This window comes from Absicoccus porci, from assembly GCF_003725415.1.
GTDB classification, from domain to species: domain Bacteria; phylum Bacillota_I; class Bacilli_A; order Erysipelotrichales; family Erysipelotrichaceae; genus Absicoccus; species Absicoccus porci.
In genome coordinates this window covers 82,433-100,672 of record NZ_RJQC01000002.1, presented here as the reverse complement: position 1 = coordinate 100,672, position 18,240 = coordinate 82,433, and the positions used below count along the sequence as shown (strand labels likewise).

Sequence of the window (18,240 nt, the reverse complement as noted above, 5' to 3'; positions counted from 1 at the left end):
AGTAAGGAACGTTTCCCTCGTTACGGGTTTGAGGTGTATCTTTGATACATGAACTAAGGTGGTACCACGAGCTTTCGTCCTTGGATGAAAGCTCTTTTTTTTAAGGAGGAATGAGATATGGAAAAGAAAGGACCTTATTATCTAACAACGGCGATTGCCTATACATCGGGTCGTCCACATATTGGAAATACCTATGAAATCATCTTATCCGATGCGATTGCACGATATAAACGTGCCGAAGGATATGATGTATATTTTCAAACAGGTACTGATGAACATGGTATTAAAATTGAACAAAAAGCCAAAGAAGCCGGCATCAGCCCACAAGAATTTGTGGATCAAGTAGCGGGTCAAATCAAATCCAATTGGGATTTAATGAATGTAAGCTATGACTATTTTGTTCGTACAACCAATAAAGATCATGAAAAAATTGTTCAGAAAGTATTTAAGAAACTCTACGAACAAGGTGATATCTACAAAGGTGAATACGAAGGTTGGTATTGTACACCTTGTGAATCTTTCTGGACAGAATCACAACTAGTGGATGGTTGTTGTCCCGATTGTGGTCGTAAAGTCGAAAAAGCGAAAGAAGAAGCCTATTTTTTTAATATGCAGAAATATGCACCTCGCTTGATCAAATACATTGAAGAACATCCAGACTTTATTCAACCAGAATCTCGTCGTAATGAAATGTTGAATAACTTCTTACGACCTGGCTTGCAAGATCTATGTGTATCTCGTACCTCTTTTACTTGGGGTATTCCCGTAGATTTTGATCCAAAACACGTTATTTATGTATGGATTGATGCTTTGTTTAACTATATTACAACATTAGGCTATGATCCATATTTAAAAGAACAACCAGAGAAATTTAAGAAATTCTGGCCAGGCACACATATCATTGGTAAAGATATCTTGCGTTTTCATACCATTTATTGGCCTATCTTCTTGATGGCTTTGGATTTGCCTTTGCCAAAGAAAGTCTTCGGTCATCCTTGGCTATTGATTGGTGATGACAAGATGTCCAAATCCAAAGGCAATGTAATTTATGCGGAAGATCTAGTGGATGCCTTTGGTGTGGATGCTGTACGTTACTATTGTCTACATGAAATGCCATTTGCCCAAGATGGAACCATTACTTGGCCTTTGATCATTGAACGAATCAACAGTGATTTAGCCAATATCTTAGGTAACTTGGTATCTCGCTCGATTGCGATGTCCAATAAATATTTCGATGGACAAATTACCAATCCAGGTGTATCCGAACCAGTTGATCAAGAATTGATTGATTTGGCGGAAAGCACTTTAGCGAAGGTCACGGAAAAAATGGATGATTTCCATGTAGGTGATGCACTAGATGAAATCTTCACTTTATTGCGTCGTACCAATAAATATATCGATCAAACTGAACCTTGGGTCTTAGCGAAAGATCCAGAGAAAAAAGATCGTTTGGCAACGGTTTTATATAACTTGTTAGAAAGTATTCGTTTCAGTGGTGTATTGTTGTCAAGTTTCTTACCAGAAACCAGTGAAAAGATCTTAGATGCATTACAGACGCAACAACGCGATTTTGATTCCCTTGCCAAATTTGGTCAATTAGAAACCAATCATGCAGTCATCAAAAAGATGCAACCATTATTTGCACGTATTGATGAAAAGAAGTTCTTTGCACAAAAAGCCAAACCAAAAAAGGCAGAAGAACCAAAAATTGACGTGGATGATTTTGCGAAAGTGGAATTAAAAGTAGGAACCATTGTTTCTTGTGAAAAACATCCAAAAGCCGATCGTTTATTGGTGGAACAAATTGATCTGGGTGATGAAACACGTCAAATTGTTAGTGGTATCGCGAAATATTATCAACCAGAAGATCTAGTTGGTAAGCAAGTGGTCGTTGTGACAAACTTAAAACCAGTGAAATTACGTGGTGTTGAATCCAATGGTATGATCTTATGTGCAGCTGATAAGAAGCACTTATCCATTGTCAGTGTGGATCAACCAATGCCTAATGGCACAAAGATTTCATGACACGTGAACAAAAAGCTCTTTTTCAACAACTACAACTAACCGGTCTTGGTCTTGTCATCGGATTGGCGGGATTCTTTCTAAATCACGATGAAATGGTGTGGATTGGCTTGGCTGTACTTGCCTATGGTTTAGTTCGAACTTGGTTCATTGCGAAAATCATACAGAAAGCGAAAGACGAATGATCTTTCGCTTTTTTAGTTAAATATATCAAACTGTCTAGTTGCCAAAAGAAATGAATCATGTTTAAATAGGATGTGCATTATCAAGAGTCGGAGTAGAGGCCTAGCTCTGTGATTCCGCACCAACCTGTTTGAGAGAGGCAAATAAGGTGGTCCAACTAGAACCGATAAGAAGTATATGCGAAAACCATACTTCTTATGAGTATGTTTTTTTATATAAGGAGGAAAAATGAAAAACTACATCTTTACTAGTGAAAGTGTGACCGAAGGTCATCCTGATAAAATTTGTGATTTAGTGGCTGATTCCATCGTCGATGCGGCTCTTGCACAAGATCCATATTCGAATATGGCCGTTGAGTGTACGATCAAAGACGATTTTGTCTTAATTTATGGAGAAGCCAATACCAAAGCCAAATTGGATTATGCCAAGATTGCCTTGGATACCATCCGCGAAATTGGATATACCGAAGACTATCATGTGCATGTCGTCGTAAACCAACAATCACCAGAAATTCATAATGCGGTCAATGGTGATGAAATTGGTGCTGGCGATCAAGGCATCATGTTTGGATATGCTTGTGATGAAAGTGATGAATACATGCCTTTACCAATCTATTTAGCCCATAAATTAGCTCGTCAATTGACCAAAGTACGTCGTCAACATCCAGATGTTTTAGGTCCAGATGGAAAGACACAAGTATCCGTTCAATATGAAAACGATGTTCCAAAACGTATTGATACAATCGTTGTTTCTACACAACACAGTGCCAATGTAACCCAGGATCAAATCAAAGATTTAGTTATGAAAGAAGTCATTGCGCCTTCCATTGATCCAGAAATGTTAGATGAAAATACAAAGTATTTGATCAATCCATCCGGAAGCTTCGTCGTTGGTGGTTCATTTGGTGATAGTGGAACAACTGGACGTAAGATCGTTTGTGATACCTATGGTGGAAAAGGACACATTGGTGGTGGATGTTTCTCCAGTAAAGATCCAACCAAAGTCGATCGTAGTGCGGCATATTATTCTCGTTATGTTGCGAAATCCGTTGTTGCGAGTGGCTTAGCACATAAAGCAGAAGTGGAAGTGGCTTATGCCATTGGTAAAGCCGAACCTGTATCATTAAATATTGATACATTTGGAACAGGTAAATATTCCGATGAAGAAATCTTAGACATCATCGAAAAGAATTTTGACTTCCGTGTAGGTCATATTATCGATGAATTGGATCTTCGTCGCCCAATCTATAAGAAAACAGCTTGTTACGGACACTTTGGTGATCCAACCTTCCCTTGGGAACAAGTAAAAGAATTAAAGTAAAAGACATCCCATGATGTCTTTTTTTCCACTTTGAGTATTTTAATGTTAAAAAGTGAAAAAAGCGAGTATAATCAAAAAATACGTGGAGGTGCAACGATGTATCGAATTGGATTTGACATTGGCAGTACAACGATCAAAGCCGTTGTTTTAAATGAAGACAATGAAATCATGTATCGCAGTTACGAACGACATAAAGCGCAAGTACGTCAGAAAGCATTAGATAAATTAATTGAATTACGAAAATATACCCAAGAACCATTCACATTTGCGATTAGTGGATCCGGTGCGATTGGTTTGAGTGAAATGGCCGGTTTACCTTTTGTCCAAGAAGTATTTGCCTCGGCCATGGCTACAAAAAAATTATATCCCGAAACGGATTGTGCCATTGAATTAGGCGGCGAAGATGCTAAAATCTTGTTCTTTAAAGGCAGTATCGAACAACGAATGAATTCCCAATGTGCTGGTGGTACCGGTGCGTTTATTGATCAGATGGCACAATTGTTGAATATGAGTTTGGAAGAGATGAATGAGGCTAGTCTTCATTATCATCGTATTTATCCAATCGCATCGCGTTGTGGTGTGTTTGCGAAAAGTGATATTCAACCATTGATCAATCAAGGGGTTGCCAAAAGCGATTTATGTGCCAGTATCTTTCAAGCCGTTGTCGGCCAAACGGTAACGTCATTGGCACAAGGACATAAAATTGAAGGAAACATCTTATTTTTAGGCGGTCCATTATACTTCTTATCTGGATTGCGTGATCGTTTCCAAGAAACATTACATTTAAGTGATGATCAAATCAACTGTCCGGATACCGCGATTCACTATGTGGCATTAGGAACGGCTCTTTGTGCCGATAAAACATATACACGTGACGAATTAGAGAAAATTCTATCTGATGCGGTTCATGCACCAATGGAAATGTCCGAATCCGAACCATTGTTTGAATCCGAAGCCGATTATGAAGCCTTCAAAAAACGGCATCAAAGTCATGATGCCAAATATGGAGATTTGGCCACATATACAGGTAAAGCCTATTTAGGTATCGATAGTGGTTCCACTACCACAAAATTGGCATTGATCGGTGAATCCGGAGAAATCCTCTATGATTCCTATTCCTCCAATAAAGGAAATCCATTGGATGTGGTATTAGCGGATTTGAAACAAATATATAAGACCAATCCGGATATTCGTATCTATGGTGCATATGCGACTGGATATGGTGAAGAATTAATGCGACATGCTTTCCATTTGGATGGTGGTGTCGTTGAAACATTGGCTCACTATACCGCGGCCAAAACATTTAATCCCGATGTAGATTATATTCTGGATATTGGTGGCCAAGATATCAAGTGCTTTAAAATTCGTGATGGCCACATTGATGACATTGTCTTAAATGAAGCTTGTTCTTCAGGATGTGGTTCTTTTATTGAAACCTTTGCGAATTCGTTAGGCTATGATTCCAAGACCTTTGCGAAATTGGGATTAAAAGCCAAACATCCTGTAGATCTAGGTACACGTTGTACGGTATTTATGAATAGTGGAGTCAAACAAGCCCAAAAGAATGGCGCTACAGTGGAAGATATTTCGGCTGGCTTATGTCGTTCCGTCGTTCGAAATGCCTTATATAAAGTCATTCGTACACGTAATAAAAATGAGATTGGAAAACATATCGTTGTTCAAGGAGGAACCTTCCAAAACGATGCCGTTTTGCGTTCGTTTGAACAAGAATTGGGCTACAATGTTATTCGTCCAAGTATTGCTCATTTGATGGGTGCGTATGGAGCGGCTTTATATGCACAAAAATTACATCGTACCCCAAGTGCTATTTTAAATGCAGAAGAATTGGATCATTTCAGTCATACATCGGAAAGTCGGGCTTGTGATCTTTGTACTAACCATTGTGCTTTGACGATCAATACCTTCTCGGATGGTTCTCGTTTGATTGCCGGAAATAAATGCGAACGTCCATTGAAATTAAATAAAGCCGAAGTAGAGTTGCCAGATATGTATAAGATCAAGATGGCCATGCTCCAAAAGGTAAGAACCAAATATAAACATAAGAATAAGATTGGAATGCCTTTGGTTTTGAATAATTATGATTTAATGCCATTCTGGGGCCAGTTCTTTGATTCCTTGGGCTATCAGGTGATCTGGTCGTTGCCTAGTACTTTAAAAACCTATCAGTTAGGCCAACAAACCATTCCATCGGATACGGCTTGTTTCCCAGCGAAAGTAACGCATGGCCATATCCAACAATTATTGAATTATCATTTGGATACCATTTTCTATCCTTGTATGACATACAATGTGGATGAAAATTTGGGTGATAATCACTATAACTGTCCAATTGTGGCGTATTATCCACAAGTGATCCAAAATAATATGGATCTAGGCGATACGAAATTTGTTTCGCCATTCTTGTCGTTTGATGATGAAAAGAAATTCATTCAAGCGATTCAAATTCATTTTGAAAAAGCGGGCATTTCTTTTAAGAAAAAAGATATCAAGATTGCGTTGCATGCAGGTATCAATGCCTACAATGAATTTATGTATGAACTCCATATCAAGCACAATGAATTGGTAGAGTTTGCCCGTAAGAATCATTATCCAATTGTCGTTTTGTGTGGTCGTCCATATCATTTGGATCCATTGATCAACCATCAAATCAATCAATTATTGACGCAATTGGGTTTTGTGGTTGTTTCGGAAGAATCCGTGCCAGAACAAGAACCACATCCAACCAATGTATTGAACCAATGGACCTACCATGCACGTTTGTATCAAGCTGCTCACTATGTCTGTGAGAATCCAGATATGCACTTAGTCCAATTGGTAAGTTTTGGGTGTGGTCTAGATGCTGTAACGACCGATGAGGTCAAATCTATTTTAAAATCAGCGGATAAATTCTATACCCAAATCAAGATTGATGAGGTGGATAACTTAGGTGCTGTACGAATTCGGTTACGTTCGTTAAAAGGTGCCATTGAAGAAAAAGCAGAGAAAGGAGCTTAATATGCATACGAATTATACCTCGGATATGAAAAAAGACCATTTGGTCCTTGTTCCCAGTATGTTGCCGATCCATTTTAAGTTTCTAAAACCTGTTTTTGAGATGAATGGCTATCATTTGGAAGTATTGGAAACCGATAATGACAATATTCGCCAAGAAGGTTTAGCCCATGTACATAATGATATGTGCTATCCTGCTTTATTGGTTATTGGTCAAATGATCGATGCTCTAAAAAGTGGTAAATATGATTTAAATCATGTGGCCTTGGCCATTACCCAAACGGGTGGTGGTTGTCGTGCCAGCAACTATTTATCGTTGCTTCGAAAAGCCTTGGAACAAGAAGGTTGGGATTATATTCCCGTTATTTCGGCCAATATGTCGGGTTTGGAAAAAGATAGTGGCATTGATTTTACCTTGCCGTTGATCTTGCGTGTTGTATATGGTGCTTTGTATGGTGATGCATTGATGTGGTTAAAAAATCAGGTACAACCTTATGAAGTACATCCTGGGGATACAGAACGTGTCATTGATGAAATTGTTGATGAATTGATTGGTACCTTTGAAACAGGGGAATATCGTAAATCCAAACGAATCTATAACATCATGATTGATCGTATCAAAAAGGTAGAACGTACCCAAGAGAAGAAGATTCGTGTGGGAATCGTTGGTGAGATTTATATGAAATATTCACCATTAGGTAACCAACATTTGGAAGATTATTTGATGCAAGAAGGTTTTGAACCGGTTTTATCCGGTGTTATGGATTTTGCGTTGTATTCCATTGAAAATGGCATCATCGACTACAACTATTATCATATGCATGCCAAGACGCATTATCTCTATCAGTTGGCAAAGGATATCATCATGCGTATGCAAAAAACGTTCCGTGATGCGGTGAAAGCAGATGGTACCTTTACACCACCGGATGATTTTAGTGAAGTCATTGCCAATGGAAAATCGGTAATCGATCCCGGGGTAAAGATGGGTGAAGGTTGGTTATTGACTAGTGAAGTTGTTTCTTTGGTGAAATCTGGTGTTGATAATGTCATCATGTGCCAGCCATTTGGATGTTTACCAAATCATATCGTCGCCAAGGGAATGACCAAGAAAATCAAGGAAGAATATCCACAAGTCAATATTGCACCGATTGATTATGATCCATCGGCATCGAAGGTCAATCAAGAAAATCGAATTCGTTTGATGATGGCCAATGCCCGTTTGAATGAACAAGCAAAACAGGAGAAGAACCAATGAGTGGTGCAGATCTCATCTATGCCTATTTTTATTTCATTATTTATTCGATGATTGGTTGGGTATGTGAAACGACTTATGTGAGCATTGGTAAAAGGCATTTTGTGAATCGAGGCTTCTTTTATGGTCCGTATATTCCCATTTATGGATTGGGTTCTTTGATTGCTTTATATCCTTTGGGTGGAAATATGCCTAGTGTTACGCCAAATCCGTTTGTGATTTTCTTTGTGGGTGGCTTACTATGTACGATCTTGGAGTATTTTACTTCGTGGTTGATGGAAAAGTTATTCCATATGCGTTGGTGGGATTATTCCCATAAGAAGTTCAATATTCATGGGCGTGTTTGTTTATTGAATAGCACCTTATTTGGAATCATGTTGTTGGTGTTGGTGTATATTGTACATCCGATGTTTGCGAATACATCTGGACAAAAAGTGCCTTGGTCCTTTGTGGAACCGTTTGTACAAATATTTACTGTGATCTTTGTGATCGATGGTATCTTCACTTTGATTAGTTTGATCAAGCGGAAACATGTCATTGAAAAAATGCAAAAAGATATGGAAGCGTTCCAAGCCCAATTTGAACAAGACAAAGCGGTTCGTTTGGCAAAGTGGGATGATATGCGTGCGAAACAAAAAGAAAAACGATTGGCGTATGTGGCTGATTGGGATGAACATAAGGATGAATTTGTCGAGTGGTTAAATCAAAAGGCGGATCTATCCGATCGTGTGCATGCCTTCCATGACAACATGGAAAAACTTCGGAATTTACAACATACGCATGCAGCCAATGCCTTCCCTGAACGTCAAGTGGAAGAAGATTTTGTGGAATTGAAGAAAGTAGCGGATGAATTGCACAAGAAATTGAAATAATCCTTTACAACAAAACAAAATAAGTGCTACTATTACAGAGCAAGTTTGCGCTTGCTCTCTGTTTCGCATAGAAACCAAAAGACCAAAGGGAGGTGTACACATGAAAAAATACGAAATCATGTACATTGTCAACGCATCTTTAGATGACGATCAATTCCAAAAGGTAACGGATCGTTTGAACAACACAATCACCGAAAATGGTGGAACCATTGATTCATTCGATGATTGGGGAATCAAAGAATTTGCGTATGAAATCGATCACATGAAAAAAGGACATTATGCCGTTGTTAATGTAACAACAAACAATGCAGGTATTGCTGAATATCAACGTTTAGCTCGTATCAGCAACAGTGTTGTCCGTATTATGGTTTTAAAAACTGAAGACGAAAAGAAGTAAGAGGTAGATTATGATCAATCGTGTCGTTTTAACAGGTCGTTTGACAAGAGATCTGGAATTGCGTAGAACCCAAAGTGGAACGTCGGTGGTATCGTTTACTTTGGCTGTTGATCGTAATTTTCGTCGAGAAGGTCAGCCCGAAGCTGATTTTATCAACTGTGTTGCATGGAACCGTCAAGCGGAAACCATGGCACAATATTTACATCGTGGATCATTGATTGGTGTGGATGGTCGTCTGCAAACACGTAATTATGAGAATCAACAAGGACAACGTGTCTATGTGACCGAAGTTGTTGTTGATAATTTCACATTCTTGGAATCGCGTGCACAATCGCAACAGGCAGCGGCAACGTATAATCCAAATCCAATGCCTAGTCAGCCACAACAACCAGTCGATTCTTCTTTCGATACTTCATTTGATGAAAATGATACACTCGATATTGCGAGTGATGACTTACCATTCTAGAAAGGAAATGAACATGGCATTTAGAAAACAACGTATGGGCCGTAAAAAGGTTTGTTACTTCACAAAAAATAAAATTACATACATTGACTACAAAGATGTTGAATTGTTAAAACGTTTTATCAATGCAAATGGAAAAATTATTCCTAGACGTGTAACAGGAACACGTGCAAAATATCAAAGAATGCTTGCAAAAGCAATCAAGCGTGCTCGTCAAATGGCTTTATTGCCTTATGTAGTTGATTAATGAGATGCTCTATGAGCATCTTTTTTTATGTTATGGTAAAATAAGAGCATGAACACAAAACAAATAACGCGTGGCGCCATGATGTGTGCCATCTATGGTTTATTATTATTCTTGAATCAACAAACAGCATTAACGATTGAAACGTCTGCCAATTGGCTTTTTGCGTTTCCCGTTCTCATTTATACGTCGATGTATGGTAACTATGGAGGTGGTATTGTATCCATCGCGATGATATTGATGACTTTTTTATTTGGTGGCTTTACCACTTGGTTTTATAGTTGGACGGCTATCTTGATTGGTTACTTATATGGATCGGGCGTTTATCATAAACGAAGTCATATGAGTAATTTTTTATTGACGGCGATTTTATCGATTTTTGCGAGTGCGTTGATCATTTATTTGTGGGCAGGTATTTTTGGCTATAATGTGCATACAGATTTTCAAGAAATCGTAGCTTTATTTCCACAAGTACATTTGCGTGTGATCGTTTTCTTATTTGTGATCGTATTGGGTACCATGCAAGCTTTGGCCATCCATATGGTTGGATTGATGATCTGTCTTCGTTTAAAGATCAATATGGTACCCATCAAACCCATCACCAAGATGTTACCACCACGTTGGTTTGGTTATCTTTCCATCGTGATGTGTGCTCTGTTTCTTTTTAGTCAGAATGTGTTACACTTAAGCGTAGATATAACCGATTTACTCCAAGTAATCGTTATTTTAGACCTCATGGTCTTGGATTATTTCGGTGTTTTATACTTTATGAATAAAGTAATTCAAAAATCGCATCGAAATTGGGCTTTTTTTGCCATTATCGGTGCATTCATTCCATTTGTGAATGTTGTCTGGGTAGCAGCCGGTCTTTTGGATTGTTTATTCGGCTTGCGTGCTCGACATCAATTAGACTCGAGGGAGTAGTATGAAAGATTTTAGAAAATGGACTTCATTGATCATTTTAGCTAGTATTGCTTCTGTCATTTTTATTGTTTATGAGATCAATGGAGGCAATCTATGGGAAATTGTCATGTTGCTGGCCATTATTGCTCTTTTCCTCATTGCTTTTTATGGCTTTTGGTCGACGGTTCGTAAACAAGGCGTCAAGACAGAAGTGGATATTTCGCGGTTTTTAGGAAAAGATGCCAAAGATGCGTTGGATTTCGGTAATATTGGTTTATTGACCTATGATGATGAGTATGTTGTTACATGGGCATCGGATTTCTTTAAAAAACGTAACATTGATATTATCAATAAAAAAGCAACCGCTTGGATTCGTGATATTCGTCATTTGTTTGAAGATAAGGTCGATTCCATTATTGGTCGATACCAAGATTCGTATTATGAAATCATTCGTGCCGATGAGTCCAATGTCCTGTTTGTGCGAGATGTCACGAAATATAAGAAGTTATCAAAAATCTATGAACAAAATAGTATTGTGGTTGGTTTGATCCAATTGGATAATTATATGGAGTATCAAAGCTATGAAAGTGAAGATATGATGGCTTTGATCAATACGCATTTGCGTGTTCCCGTGGTGCAATGGGCACATGATCATGGTATCTTGATTCGCCGATTGCGTTCGGATCGTTTCTTCTTGGTTTTAAATCGTGAAATCTTTAAGGCGTTACAAGCCGAAAATTTCTCTATCTTGCAACTAATCAAGGATGAAGCCAATAAATTGGATGTTTCCATGTCATTAAGTATGGCTTTTGCGTATGGAACAACGGATTTCACAAAATTAGATCGCATGGTCAATGAATTGATTGAATTAGCGCAATCCCGTGGTGGCGATCAAGTGGCTTTCCGAAATGCGAAGGGTTCGGTTCGCTATATTGGTGGCAATAGTGAGAGTGCTTCTAGTCGTTCGAAGGTGCGTGTCCATACGATGGCCCAAACCATTCAAAGTTCGATCAAAGATGCACCAAAAGTCTTCATTGCGGGTCATGTGGATTCGGATTTTGACTGTATGGGAGCTGCGTTAGGTGTTTCGGCATGGGTGAAATCATTAGGTAAACCTGCGTATATCACATTAAAGAATGTGCCTCGGGATACCCAGCTACAAGAAACGATGGATCATTATCATCAAACCATCTTAGATCGTCATACGTTTGTTACGCCAGATGAAGCGTATGAGATGATGGATTTTGATAATGATTTATTGATCATGGTCGATCATGGGGTAGGAGCGATTTCCAGTGCGCAGAAATTTGAAGAACTTTGTAAGAATGTGATCGTCATCGATCATCATCGTCGTGGAGATCATTTTGTTTCGAATGCGAAACTGGCCTATGTAGAAAGTGGTGCTAGCTCGGCTTGTGAATTGATCGTGGAATTGATGCAAAATACGCCTAATCATATTCCTATCTATGAAACTGAAGCAACTATTATGTATTTAGGTATTTTGGTTGATACCAATCGCTTTAAGATCCATACGGATTCACGGACTTTTGAAGCAGCAGCTGCTTTGCGTTCGTGGGGTGCCAATAGTTCGATGGCAGAACAAGCCCTTTGTGTCAATTTTGATGAATTTAGAACGAAAAATCATTTGATTAGTAAAGCGAAACAATATGGCCGATTTATGGTCGTAAGTGTCGATGAGCCACAAGATAAGACGATGTTAGCGAAAGTGGCCCAATCGTTGACTTTGGTCAAAGGTTGTCAGGCATCGTTTGTGATTGCACCATTAAAAGGTAAAGAAAAAGTTACAGCCGTATCGGCTCGAAGTCTGGGTCGTTTCAATGTACAAAAAGTCATGGAAAAACTACAAGGTGGTGGACATTTTTCAGCCGCTGCTGTTGAACGAAATGATTTAACGCCGAGCGAATGTAAAACGATATTATTGGAAGTATTACAGAAGGAGGATGAACAAGATGAAGGTAATCTTGCTTAAAGATATTCGTAAATTAGGTAAAAAAGATGAGATCAAAGAAGTAAGCGATGGGTATGCTCGTAATTATTTGATAAAGAATGGGTATGCGGTTGCTTATACAAAGGGGTCTAAAAAAGTATTAGACAAACAAATGGAAGTGCGCAAAGAAGAAGAAGCAGAATTGAAAAAACAAGCAGAGGCCATCAAAGAACAATTAGAAAATACACCGATTGAATTTTTGTTGAATGCCGGTGCCAATGGCCAAGTGTTTGGTTCGGTTTCGACCAAGAATATTGTGGCTGCTCTACAAAAAAAGGGCATTCAAATTGATAAACATAAAATTTTATTGGATGCACCAATTTCAAGTTTAGGAACAACGCGTGTCAAAGTTGATCTGTATCGCAATCAGGTCATTGGCGAAATCGTCGTAAAAGTTCGCCAAAAGGGGTAAGCCATGGCGCGCGAGTTACCCAATAGTCAACCTTTAGAGTGTGCACTGTTGGGCGCTATGATGATGTGGCCTGAAGTCATCACGATGTGTTTGGATGCGGATCTAGAAGCCGAAGAATTCTATTTGCCAGCGCATCAGCGTTTGTATCAAACCATAATGGATCTGCAAGAAGAAGGTAAACCAGTGGACCAGATCACGGTAATGACTCGTCTTCAAGATCAAGATAAATTGGCAAGTGCCGGGGGAGCGGACTACATTGTTTCTTTAGTGGATACAGCGATTGGTCCTTCTATCGTTCCTTCTTATGTAGAAGAAATTAAGAATAAAGCACAATTGCGGCGTTTGATTCAGACCAGTGATGAAATCACCAATTTAGCTTATACCGATAGTAGTGATATCGATGCGGTCTTAGATCAAGCGGAGCGTTCTATCATGGATGTGACGCGGGTTCGGCGAGGTGCTGAATTTGAATCGAGTCGAGAAATCAGTAATCGAGTCATTGCGGAATTGAATGAATTACGCAATCATCAAGGTGTGACTGGAATTAAAACGGGATTTACCGATTTGGATGCGATCACCAATGGCTTTCAACGGGGGGATCTCATTATTTTAGCGGCTCGTCCTGCCATGGGAAAGTCGGCGTTGGCTTTGAATTTTTTAAATCAAGTGGCAAAACGCAATCCGGGTTGTGTAGCAATGTTTTCCTTGGAAATGCCTAGTGATAGTTTGATGAAGCGTTTATTGAGTTGTGAGAGCCGAGTTTTTGCGGATAAGTTGCGTAGTGGACATTTGAGTGAATCGGATATGTCAAAGTTAAATGCGGCGGCCTCGCATTTGAGTGAGCGTGAAATTTATATTGATGATACATCCAGTATCCGGGTATCTCAAATCTTCTCAAAGTGTCGAAAATTAAAGAGTGAACATGGTCAGCTTTCATTGATTGTCATCGATTATTTACAGTTGATCACGGGTGGTCGGCAAGAATCACGTCAACAAGAGGTATCGGATATTTCACGTAATTTGAAGATTTTAGCGAAAGAAATGGAATGTCCGGTCATTGCGTTATCGCAGTTATCTCGTAAAGTCGAAGAACGAACGGATCATGAACCGCAATTATCCGATTTACGTGAATCGGGTTCCATTGAACAAGATGCGGATATTGTTATGTTCTTATATCGCGAAAACTATTATGAAAAGGATAAGGAAGAAGAGAGTGATACGGAAGTGGTTGATCTTTCATTGGCTAAACATCGGAATGGTGCGATTGGCAAGATTCATCTAGCATTTGAAAAGAGTTTGTCACGATTCACAAACTATGCCAATCAAGGAGACGATATTTATGCGCATTGATTTATTGTGTTCGGGATCCAAGGGAAATAGTTGTTTGATTCGGAGTGATCATGCGCAGATCTTAATTGATTGTGGATCGACCAAAAAATATCTAACGAAAGCGTTTGACCAAGTGGATGCGGATGTCAATGTGTGTGATGGTGTTTTGATTACACATACACATAAGGATCATGTATCTCGTATCAAAGATGTGGCCCATTTGCCAGTGTATTCGTATTGTGATATAGATGATCTTTCCAATCATCATATCGTGTGTCCGAATGAAACATTTGATGTGGGTGATTTTCATATTCGGGTCATTCGTCTATCGCATGATGCACCGAAAACGGTTGGTTACGTGATTGAAACGCAAACGCAAAAGTTAGTATATATTACAGATACGGGTTTTGTTCCCAATGAAGCAAAAGAATATCTGCAAGATGCGGATTATTATATTTTTGAAAGCAATCATGATGTGGCTAAATTGATGCAGACCAGTCGGCCCATGTTTATCAAACAGCGCATATTAGGGGACGATGGACATTTGAATAATGAAGATTCGTCTCATAATTTGATGCAGTTGATCAATTCGCGGACCAAAGAAATTATTTTAGCACATATTTCGCAAGAAGCGAATCATCCGCAATTGGCATTGGATGTATTGGAAGATGCGTTTCGAAAGCAGGGATTTACCCATGCGGGCATGCGTTTGCGGGCTGCTCATCAGTTTGATGTGTGCACAATTCAAGAAGTGTTGTATTGAAAACGCTTTTTTATTTGTTTAAAATATAGAATTGTAAGGAGAAAAAGAACATATGTTAACAGTTATTGATCATCCATTGATTCGTCATAAATTGACGATCATGCGTAATAAAGATACAGGAACAAAAGATTTTCGTCAGAATTTGGACGAAATTGGTGGCTTGATGGTTTATGAAGTTACTCGTGATCTGCCAACGCGTGATATTCAGATTGAAACGCCAATGGCACCATATGTAGGACAGGAATTGGCAAAGAAAGTTGTGATTATGCCTATTTTGCGTGCTGGTTTGGGTATGGTTTCCGGTATCATGGATTTGATTCCAACGGCACAAGTTGCTCATATCGGTATGTTCCGTAATGAAGAAACATTAAAACCACAGGTGTATTTTGAAAAGTATCCAAAGGATTTTCCGGAAGCGGAAGTCATCATTGTGGATCCTATGTTGGCAACGGGTGGTTCCAGTATTGCGGCTATTGATATGGCCAAAGCCCATGGAGCACAATCGATTCGTTTGGTTTGTTTGGTTGGTGCACCAGAAGGTGTCAATGCGGTGGAAAAAGCGCATCCAGATGTACATTTATATTTAGCGGCTTTGGATGAGCGTTTGAATGAACATGGATATATTATTCCTGGTTTAGGAGATGCAGGAGATCGAATTTTCGGTACTAAGTAATGGATGCGATGCATAAAATGACCCATTTCGTGGTGCGCACATCGATTCTATTTGGAAGCATAGCGGCTTTCATTGGTTGGCTTTGTTTTGGTGGAATGGTGGCTATCAGCATTGGAATTGGTCTTGGTATGGGATTGCTTGGATATCGTTCGATTGTCAATTTGACGCAGTCTTTATCCATTGAGGATGGAAAGGCACAAGGACAAAGGGGATATGTGGCTCGTTATGCCATGTATGGTTTGATTTTAGGCATTTGTGCTTGGATGCATCTTTCTATTCTTGGTGTATTAATCGGGTTTTTAATGCATAAGGCCAGTCTTTTGGCTTATGCACAAATAGAAAAGGAGGATCATCATGGGAGAGCAGATTAGTGCGTTAGAGATCCAAATCGGTGGTTTTCATTTGGAAATTCCACAGTCCATCTTGGTGTGGTTTTGCTTATGCATTTTATTTGCGATTTTCTTCTATGTGGCCGGTAAAAAAATAGATCAAGCGGATCCTTCAAAGAAACCAACAGGTGTTGTGTATGTAGCAGAAGAGATGTTAAATGCGATCATGTATGTCATCAAACCAAACTTACGGGAAAAAACATTGGAGTATTTGCCGATTTTTGGAACGTTGTTTTTTATGATGATCGTCAGTAATTTAATGGGTCTTTTGGGTCTACAAAATCCAACATCCAATGTAAGTTTCAATGGAACGTTGGCTTTGTCTTTATTCGTGATGGTACAGTTTTATGGTATTAAAAAAGCGGGTTTGGTATCGCGTTTAAAGGAATGGGCACAGCCATTTTGGTTCTTGTATCCATTGAACTTGATTGGTGAGGTAGCACCGGTTATTTCTTTGACGATGCGTTTGTTTGGAAACATGCTGGCAGGATACATCATCATGATGTTGGTCTATACATTGATGAAGATCACGATGCCGTGGGGTGTGCTTGGTTATATCGCAACGCCATTTTTGCACATGTATTTTGATTGTTTCTCGGCATTCATTCAATCATTTATTTTCTTTACGTTGGGTTCCTATTTTTTAGGAGAGCAAGTAGCGCCAACGGACTAAATAAACAAAAGGAGGACAATAATTTATGTTTAACGAAGAATTTGTGAAAGGTATGGCTTGTTTAGGTGCAGGAATTGCGATGATCGCTGGTTTAGGGCCTGGTATTGGTCAAGGTATTGCGGCGAGTCGTGGTGCCGAAGCAGTTGGTCGTAATCCCGATGCGCAATCGAAGATCAACTCGACCATGGTATTAGGTATTGCCTTAGCCGAAACAACTGGTATCTATTCCTTGGTCATTGCGATTCTATTGATCTTTGTTAAGGCGGCATAGGTCTTATGGTTGATTTTAACGTAGCGAACTACCTGCGTATCAATCTGCAAGATATGATCATGACGTTGATTTCAACGATTTTGATCGTATTATTTGCGAAACATTTTTTTTGGGATAAGATCTTAGCTTTTGTGAAGAAGCGTCAAGATTTGATTCAAGATAATATTGATTCGAGTGAGAATCTAAAAAAAGCAGCACTGGCACAGAAAGAAAAGTACGATGTACAGATGCAACATGCCGGGCAAGATGCGCATGTGATCATTGAAACGGCGCGTGTCAATGCGACACAACAGAAAAAGGAAATCTTGGATCAGGCCAATTCGGAAGCTGCGCGTATAAAAGCCAAAGCGCAGGAAGATATTGATCGGGATCGATTAAAGGCGCAGGATGAAATGAAAGAAGCTATCAGTGATGTTGCCATTGAAGCAGCGAAAAAGCTGGTAGATAAGGAAATGGATGAGTCAACACAGCGTAAGTTCGTTGATGATTTCCTGGCTAAGGCAGGAGATCAACAATGATGGATATGATGCCTTATGCACAGGCTTTATTTGAGCTTGGTACCGAATCACAAAAAGATGATGTGTATTTGGAACAACTCAAAGCGTGTTCCAATGTATGGGTATCGAATCAAAAGCTGGTTGCAGTTTTAAAACATCCGAAGATCAAACGAGAACAAAAGGAACAAATTTTATCAACTTGTTTTGAAAAAGATGTAGATCCTATTGTTTTTCGGTTTCTTCGTGTGTTGAATCAACATGACTTGTGTGCATATATTCCAGAAATATATGAAGCATATAAAAAATGTTATGACAAGTATCATCATATTGAGATGGTCGAAGTCTATTCGGCCGCTGCTTTGGATCCAAAACAAGTCGAAGATCTAAAGAAGGTCTTGTCAGAACGTTTACATAAAACGGTTGAACTGGATGTGAAAGTAGATCCGAAGTTGATTGCTGGATTGAAAGTTCAAACGGCAGATTTTGTGTTAGACAATACGGTATTGGCTAGGGCAAATGAAATGAAAGAACAAATTAAGAAGAGCTAGAGGTGGTAC

Annotated in this window: 20 protein-coding genes and 1 other annotated feature (1 of these 21 running past the window's edge); all 20 genes read left to right on the top strand. The window is 39.1% G+C overall.

Going from position 1 to position 18,240, the window contains the following annotated elements; translation table 11 throughout:
• Positions 1-85, top strand: a binding site (T-box leader); it begins 115 nt to the left of the window's first position.
• Positions 86-117: 32 nt separating this feature from the next.
• The 20 genes from metG to atpH all read left to right on the top strand — a co-directional run bounded on the left by metG (position 118) and on the right by atpH (position 18,231).
• Positions 118-2,025 (top strand): methionine--tRNA ligase, encoded by a 1,908-nt coding sequence (gene metG / locus EDX97_RS05150; RefSeq protein ID WP_128520124.1) that lies wholly within the window; start codon positions 118-120, stop codon positions 2,023-2,025.
• Positions 2,022-2,207 (top strand): hypothetical protein, encoded by a 186-nt coding sequence (locus EDX97_RS05145; RefSeq protein WP_128520123.1) that lies wholly within the window; start codon positions 2,022-2,024, stop codon positions 2,205-2,207. The genes metG and EDX97_RS05145 overlap by 4 nt, the downstream gene beginning before the upstream one ends.
• 226 nt (positions 2,208-2,433) lie before the next feature.
• Positions 2,434-3,525, top strand: a complete 1,092-nt coding sequence (gene metK / locus EDX97_RS05140; protein ID WP_128520122.1) for a methionine adenosyltransferase — start codon at positions 2,434-2,436, stop codon at positions 3,523-3,525.
• A gap of 96 nt (positions 3,526-3,621) precedes the next feature.
• Positions 3,622-6,540 carry an acyl-CoA dehydratase activase gene (locus EDX97_RS05135; protein ID WP_128520121.1) on the top strand — a complete coding sequence of 973 codons (2,919 nt, stop codon included), beginning with the start codon at positions 3,622-3,624 and terminating at the stop codon, positions 6,538-6,540.
• Position 6,541: 1 nt separating this feature from the next.
• The gene (locus tag EDX97_RS05130) at positions 6,542-7,792 is read left to right on the top strand and encodes a 2-hydroxyacyl-CoA dehydratase (protein WP_128520120.1); all 1,251 of its coding nucleotides are present in this window, start codon (positions 6,542-6,544) and stop codon (positions 7,790-7,792) included.
• Positions 7,789-8,661: a putative ABC transporter permease gene (locus EDX97_RS05125; RefSeq protein ID WP_128520119.1), complete on the top strand. Its 873-nt coding sequence runs from the start codon at positions 7,789-7,791 to the stop codon at positions 8,659-8,661. The genes EDX97_RS05130 and EDX97_RS05125 overlap by 4 nt, the downstream gene beginning before the upstream one ends.
• A gap of 100 nt (positions 8,662-8,761) precedes the next feature.
• Positions 8,762-9,058 carry a 30S ribosomal protein S6 gene (gene rpsF, locus EDX97_RS05120; RefSeq protein ID WP_128520118.1) on the top strand — a complete coding sequence of 99 codons (297 nt, stop codon included), beginning with the start codon at positions 8,762-8,764 and terminating at the stop codon, positions 9,056-9,058.
• Positions 9,059-9,068: 10 nt separating this feature from the next.
• The gene (ssb, locus tag EDX97_RS05115; protein WP_128520117.1) at positions 9,069-9,524 is read left to right on the top strand and encodes a single-stranded DNA-binding protein; all 456 of its coding nucleotides are present in this window, start codon (positions 9,069-9,071) and stop codon (positions 9,522-9,524) included.
• Positions 9,525-9,537: 13 nt separating this feature from the next.
• Positions 9,538-9,768, top strand: a complete 231-nt coding sequence (rpsR, locus tag EDX97_RS05110) for a 30S ribosomal protein S18 (protein WP_128520116.1) — start codon at positions 9,538-9,540, stop codon at positions 9,766-9,768.
• A gap of 48 nt (positions 9,769-9,816) precedes the next feature.
• Positions 9,817-10,689 carry a YybS family protein gene (locus EDX97_RS05105; protein ID WP_128520115.1) on the top strand — a complete coding sequence of 291 codons (873 nt, stop codon included), beginning with the start codon at positions 9,817-9,819 and terminating at the stop codon, positions 10,687-10,689.
• Position 10,690: 1 nt separating this feature from the next.
• Positions 10,691-12,658 (top strand): GGDEF domain-containing protein, encoded by a 1,968-nt coding sequence (locus EDX97_RS05100; protein ID WP_128520114.1) that lies wholly within the window; start codon positions 10,691-10,693, stop codon positions 12,656-12,658.
• Positions 12,639-13,088: a 50S ribosomal protein L9 gene (rplI, locus tag EDX97_RS05095; RefSeq protein WP_128520113.1), complete on the top strand. Its 450-nt coding sequence runs from the start codon at positions 12,639-12,641 to the stop codon at positions 13,086-13,088. The genes EDX97_RS05100 and rplI overlap by 20 nt, the downstream gene beginning before the upstream one ends.
• A 3-nt stretch (positions 13,089-13,091) precedes the next feature.
• Complete coding sequence (gene dnaB / locus EDX97_RS05090) at positions 13,092-14,438, top strand: replicative DNA helicase (RefSeq protein ID WP_128520112.1); 1,347 nt, start codon at positions 13,092-13,094, stop codon at positions 14,436-14,438.
• Complete coding sequence (locus tag EDX97_RS05085; protein WP_128520111.1) at positions 14,428-15,180, top strand: MBL fold metallo-hydrolase; 753 nt, start codon at positions 14,428-14,430, stop codon at positions 15,178-15,180. Before dnaB ends, EDX97_RS05085 begins: the two co-directional genes overlap by 11 nt.
• A 52-nt stretch (positions 15,181-15,232) precedes the next feature.
• A complete protein-coding gene (upp, locus tag EDX97_RS05080; RefSeq protein WP_128520110.1) occupies positions 15,233-15,853 on the top strand; it encodes a uracil phosphoribosyltransferase in 621 nt (206 codons plus the stop codon).
• A complete protein-coding gene (locus tag EDX97_RS05075) occupies positions 15,853-16,224 on the top strand; it encodes a hypothetical protein (protein ID WP_128520109.1) in 372 nt (123 codons plus the stop codon). Before upp ends, EDX97_RS05075 begins: the two co-directional genes overlap by 1 nt.
• Positions 16,208-16,915, top strand: a complete 708-nt coding sequence (gene atpB, locus EDX97_RS05070; protein ID WP_128520108.1) for a F0F1 ATP synthase subunit A — start codon at positions 16,208-16,210, stop codon at positions 16,913-16,915. The genes EDX97_RS05075 and atpB overlap by 17 nt, the downstream gene beginning before the upstream one ends.
• 25 nt (positions 16,916-16,940) lie before the next feature.
• Complete coding sequence (atpE, locus tag EDX97_RS05065; RefSeq protein WP_128520107.1) at positions 16,941-17,186, top strand: ATP synthase F0 subunit C; 246 nt, start codon at positions 16,941-16,943, stop codon at positions 17,184-17,186.
• Between the two features lie 5 nt (positions 17,187-17,191).
• Positions 17,192-17,704 (top strand): F0F1 ATP synthase subunit B, encoded by a 513-nt coding sequence (atpF, locus tag EDX97_RS05060; RefSeq protein ID WP_128520106.1) that lies wholly within the window; start codon positions 17,192-17,194, stop codon positions 17,702-17,704.
• Positions 17,701-18,231 (top strand): ATP synthase F1 subunit delta, encoded by a 531-nt coding sequence (gene atpH, locus EDX97_RS05055; RefSeq protein WP_128520105.1) that lies wholly within the window; start codon positions 17,701-17,703, stop codon positions 18,229-18,231. Before atpF ends, atpH begins: the two co-directional genes overlap by 4 nt.
• Positions 18,232-18,240 lie beyond the last annotated feature (9 nt).

Bases quoted from the DNA above. Each gene is read 5' to 3' on its own strand.
- atpE (WP_128520107.1), top strand. From the start codon at position 16,941: ATGTTTAACGAAGAATTTGTGAAAGGTATGGCTTGTTTAGGTGCAGGA.
- rplI (WP_128520113.1), top strand. From the start codon at position 12,639: ATGAAGGTAATCTTGCTTAAAGATATTCGTAAATTAGGTAAAAAAGAT.
- EDX97_RS05135 (WP_128520121.1), top strand. From the start codon at position 3,622: ATGTATCGAATTGGATTTGACATTGGCAGTACAACGATCAAAGCCGTT.
- EDX97_RS05075 (WP_128520109.1), top strand. From the start codon at position 15,853: ATGGATGCGATGCATAAAATGACCCATTTCGTGGTGCGCACATCGATT.
- atpF (WP_128520106.1), top strand. From the start codon at position 17,192: ATGGTTGATTTTAACGTAGCGAACTACCTGCGTATCAATCTGCAAGAT.
- rpsF (WP_128520118.1), top strand. From the start codon at position 8,762: ATGAAAAAATACGAAATCATGTACATTGTCAACGCATCTTTAGATGAC.
- atpH (WP_128520105.1), top strand. From the start codon at position 17,701: ATGATGGATATGATGCCTTATGCACAGGCTTTATTTGAGCTTGGTACC.
- EDX97_RS05105 (WP_128520115.1), top strand. From the start codon at position 9,817: ATGAACACAAAACAAATAACGCGTGGCGCCATGATGTGTGCCATCTAT.
- atpB (WP_128520108.1), top strand. From the start codon at position 16,208: ATGGGAGAGCAGATTAGTGCGTTAGAGATCCAAATCGGTGGTTTTCAT.
- rpsR (WP_128520116.1), top strand. From the start codon at position 9,538: ATGGCATTTAGAAAACAACGTATGGGCCGTAAAAAGGTTTGTTACTTC.
- EDX97_RS05085 (WP_128520111.1), top strand. From the start codon at position 14,428: ATGCGCATTGATTTATTGTGTTCGGGATCCAAGGGAAATAGTTGTTTG.
- ssb (WP_128520117.1), top strand. From the start codon at position 9,069: ATGATCAATCGTGTCGTTTTAACAGGTCGTTTGACAAGAGATCTGGAA.
- metG (WP_128520124.1), top strand. From the start codon at position 118: ATGGAAAAGAAAGGACCTTATTATCTAACAACGGCGATTGCCTATACA.
- metK (WP_128520122.1), top strand. From the start codon at position 2,434: ATGAAAAACTACATCTTTACTAGTGAAAGTGTGACCGAAGGTCATCCT.
- EDX97_RS05125 (WP_128520119.1), top strand. From the start codon at position 7,789: ATGAGTGGTGCAGATCTCATCTATGCCTATTTTTATTTCATTATTTAT.
- EDX97_RS05100 (WP_128520114.1), top strand. From the start codon at position 10,691: ATGAAAGATTTTAGAAAATGGACTTCATTGATCATTTTAGCTAGTATT.
- dnaB (WP_128520112.1), top strand. From the start codon at position 13,092: ATGGCGCGCGAGTTACCCAATAGTCAACCTTTAGAGTGTGCACTGTTG.
- EDX97_RS05145 (WP_128520123.1), top strand. From the start codon at position 2,022: ATGACACGTGAACAAAAAGCTCTTTTTCAACAACTACAACTAACCGGT.
- upp (WP_128520110.1), top strand. From the start codon at position 15,233: ATGTTAACAGTTATTGATCATCCATTGATTCGTCATAAATTGACGATC.
- EDX97_RS05130 (WP_128520120.1), top strand. From the start codon at position 6,542: ATGCATACGAATTATACCTCGGATATGAAAAAAGACCATTTGGTCCTT.